This window comes from Deltaproteobacteria bacterium (assembly GCA_011375175.1).
In the GTDB taxonomy this organism is placed as follows: Bacteria; Desulfobacterota; GWC2-55-46; order GWC2-55-46; family DRME01; genus DRME01.
Genome location: DRME01000003.1, coordinates 1 through 3,514, shown reverse-complemented (window position 1 = coordinate 3,514; position 3,514 = coordinate 1). Strand labels below are relative to the sequence as shown.

5 protein-coding genes are annotated in these 3,514 nt (G+C 65.0%); all 5 read right to left on the bottom strand.

What is annotated here, in order from left to right; all coding sequences use genetic code 11:
- The coding region (locus ENJ37_00085; GenBank protein ID HHL38888.1) for a LysM peptidoglycan-binding domain-containing protein at positions 1 to 659 on the bottom strand (659 nt) is incomplete at its 3' end.
- Positions 660 to 739: 80 nt separating this feature from the next.
- Entirely contained in the window at positions 740 to 1,225 is a 486-nt protein-coding gene (locus ENJ37_00080) for a TIGR00725 family protein (GenBank protein HHL38887.1), read from the bottom strand.
- On the bottom strand, positions 1,195 to 1,779 hold the full coding sequence (locus ENJ37_00075; protein HHL38886.1) for a DedA family protein: 585 nt from the start codon (positions 1,777 to 1,779) through the stop codon (positions 1,195 to 1,197). The genes ENJ37_00080 and ENJ37_00075 overlap by 31 nt, the downstream gene beginning before the upstream one ends.
- A gap of 91 nt (positions 1,780 to 1,870) precedes the next feature.
- Positions 1,871 to 2,488 (bottom strand): protein-L-isoaspartate(D-aspartate) O-methyltransferase, encoded by a 618-nt coding sequence (locus ENJ37_00070; protein ID HHL38885.1) that lies wholly within the window; start codon positions 2,486 to 2,488, stop codon positions 1,871 to 1,873.
- A gap of 55 nt (positions 2,489 to 2,543) precedes the next feature.
- Positions 2,544 to 3,275 (bottom strand): 5'/3'-nucleotidase SurE, encoded by a 732-nt coding sequence (gene surE / locus ENJ37_00065; protein HHL38884.1) that lies wholly within the window; start codon positions 3,273 to 3,275, stop codon positions 2,544 to 2,546.
- Positions 3,276 to 3,514 lie beyond the last annotated feature (239 nt).

Here is a 3,514-nt window from a genome sequence, read left to right as displayed (position 1 = left end):
CTGCCCTGGCGCACCTCGAAGTGTAGCCTGTGGTCGCCGGTCTTTGCGCTCCTGCCGACCCTGGCTATCACCTCTCCGCGTCTTACGCGCTCTCCCGTCTCGACGAGGTTCGTTTCGTTGTAGGCGTAGACCGTGTATAGTCCGCCGCCGTGCTTTATGATGATGATGTTGCCGTAGCCGCTCATGGCGTCGTCGGAGTAGACGACCAGACCGTCCATGGCGGCCGCAACGGGCGAGCCCCTCGGCGCCCTGATCTCTATGCCCTTGCCCTCCATGCCGGGCGAGCTGCCGAAGGAGGCGACGACCGTGCCCCTGACGGGCCAGAGGAGTTTTTTGGCGCCCTCGACCTTCGGCCTCCGGGGCTTGCCGCCGTCTCCGCCTCTCCGTCTATTCTCCGTGCCCGCGTCCGTCCTCGCGGCGACGGCCCTCTTGACCCGTGTCGCCCGCGGTATGAATATGCGCCGTCCCGCGCGAAGCTTCGAGGGGTCCCTGATGCCGTTTATCTCCACGACCTCGCGGAAGTCGGCGCCGTAGACGCGGCATATGCCCCATAGTGTTTCGCCCTCCTCGACCTCGTGGAAGACGCCCCTGCCTATGTAGGCTATGGTGCAGCCCGAAAGGATGAGCAGGAAGAGGATGGAAGGTGCTCTCAAGGCCATTTGGTAGCGAATGGACGCCTTCGCTCCGGCGCCGCGGCGCCGATGGAAGGAGTGTGCCTGCGCGCCGCCGGGGGCTCTCCTCAGGGGCCGGACTCTCCGAGCGCCAGGGCCACGGCCCGCTCCGCCGTGTCGGCCTTCACCACGCCCGGTATCTCCCAGGTGCGGAGCCCTGTGACGGGCTTTCCCGTCTTGAGGGCCAGGGCTATCTCGGAGAGCGTTCCGGCGCCTCCTCCCACGGCTATGAGCGCGGCCGAGGCCCTTACGATGAGGGCGTTGCGCATCTCGCCCATGCCCGTGGGGATGGCCACGTCGATGTATGGGTTGGCCTCCGCGGGGTCCGGGCCCGGCAGTATGCCCACCGTGAGGCCGCCCGCCTGCTTTGCGCCCCTTGCCGCCGCTTCCATCACGCCGCCGAGCCCTCCGCACACAAGGCCCATTCCGGCCTCGGCGACGAGCCGTCCCGTCGTCTCGGCCAGGGCCGCGAGCCCGCCGTCGCAGCGGCCGCTCCCGATGACGCCTATGAGGGTCCGTCTCTTCACCGGGCAAGCAGCCTTACGAGAGCGAATCCCGCCACCAGCGCCGCGGCGAAGGCGGCGGTCAGTAGGTTGAAGTACCGTTCTATGAAGCCCCGAATGGGCTCGCCGAACCTGTAGATGACGGCCGCCACGAGGAAGAATCGTGCCGAGCGGCTCAGCGCCGAGGCGATGAGGAAGACGGTGAAGTCGATGTCGAAGGCGCCGGCCGAGATGGTGAAGACCTTGTAGGGCAGCGGCGTGAAGCCCGCCAGGGCCACGGCCCAGGCGTCGTAGTCCCTGTAGAGCGCCTGTATCTGTTCGTACTTGTCCTGGAAGCCGTAGAAGTCGATTATATTGTAGCCCACGGCCTCCATGAAGTAAAGACCTATGGCGTAGCCGAAGAGACCGCCCGTGACCGACCCCAGCGAGCAGAGCCCGGCGTAGAGGAAGGCGCGGGCCGGTATGGATATGGCCAGCGCGATGAGCAGCACGTCCGGCGGGATGGGAAAAAAGGAACTCTCCGTGAAGGCGAGTATGAAGAGCGCCCACGTGCCGTAGGGCGTATGGGCCCAGCCGAGAACCCAGTCGTAGAGTCGTTTCAGCATGGAGACGCCTCAGAAAGTTGTGGGGCGGAAGGGCCGGGCCACTGTTCTTGTAGGAGCCGCGCCCTTGCGGAAAGGTTCCATCGATACTACTTTACCTCCCCTTCCAGCCGTATCGGCCGATGAGTTTTACGAAGCGGCATGCGCCGAGGTCCTCTTCCACGAGACGTCCGTTCTCCTTTCGTATGCGCATGAGCGTCTGGACGAACTCCTCGCCCACGGGGATCACGAGCCTGCCGCCCTCGGCGAGCTGCTCGGTGTAGGCCGGAGGGATCGAGGGCGAGGCGGCGGTGACGATTATGGCGTCGAAGGGCGCCTCTTCGGGCAGGCCGAGGGTGCCGTCGCCTATGCGGATGACCACGTTGGTGCACTGGAGCTCGTCGAGTATGCGGCGGGCCCGCTGCGCAAGGCGCGGCTTGCGCTCGATGGAGAATACGCGGTCGGCGAGCATGGAGAGCACGGCCGTCTGGTAGCCGGAGCCCGTGCCGACCTCCAGCACCTTCTCCGGGCCCGTGAGCTCCAGGGCCTCGGTCATGAAGGCGACCATGAAGGGCTGCGAGATGGTCTGGCCCTCGCCTATGGGAAGGGGGTAGTCGCCGTAGGCGCTGTCGGCCAGGGCGTCGTCTACGAAGAGGTGGCGCGGCACGGTGCGCATGGCGTCGAGCACCCGGGGCTGGCCTATGCCGCGCGAGACGAGCTGGGTCTCCACCATGGCGCGCCTTGCCCGCTCGTAGCCGTCTCTCTTAGGTATCTTGATCACCGTAACCTCAGAATCCGCGGCGGCGCAGCTCGTCGATGGCGGCGTAGTTGGTGAGGTCGAGATGGAGCGGCGTGATGGAGACGTAGCCGCCCGTTACGGCGGCGAAGTCGGTGTCGTCGCCTCCCTCCCAGTGGAGCATGTCCCCCCCTATCCAGTAGTACTTCCTGCCGCGCGGGTCGGTCTTCTCTATTATGACGTCGCCGTAGACCCGCTTGCCGAGCCTTGTTATGCGGCTTCCCTTCACCTTGTCGCCGGCGGGCACGTTGATGTTGATGAGGGTGTCGGGCGGAAGGCCGCCCTCCAGGACCTTCTCGGCCACGGAGGCGGAGAAGTCGGCGGCCGCCGAAAAGTCGAACCTCTCCCGCGCGGCGAGCGAGACGGCGATGGAGGGAACGCCCAGAAGCGTCCCTTCCATGGCCGCCGAGACGGTGCCGGAATAGGAGACGTCCTCGCCGAGGTTGGGGCCCTTGTTGATGCCGGAGACGACGAGATCGGGCCTCTTGTCCTTGAGCAGACCGTGCACGGCAAGGGTTATGCAGTCGGTGGGCGTGCCGTCGACGGCGTACATGGAGGGGCCCACGCGCTCTACCCGGAGCGGGCGGTGCAGGGTGAGCGAGTGGCTCGCGGCGCTCCTCTCGCGGTCGGGGGCAACGACGTATACGCGGCCCAGCCTCTTCATGACGCGCGCAAGGGCCCTTATCCCCTCCGAGCGTATGCCGTCGTCGTTGGAGATGAGTATGGTCTTCTTCTCCCGCCTATTCGTCAAACCCCGCCCGCCTCCCGGCCGCTGAAATCCATACGATACTATAAGCAAAAAAGACGGACAATTCAACACAATAAGGAGACTTCGATTAATTACCCTGGGGGAAACTTTCTGTAGAAAGTTTCCCCCAGACCCCCTTCAAAGACTTTTAATACGAGTTGTTTTCCCCCTGTTTTGCCAGGCAAAACAGGGGGAAAACAACTCGCGTTAAAAGT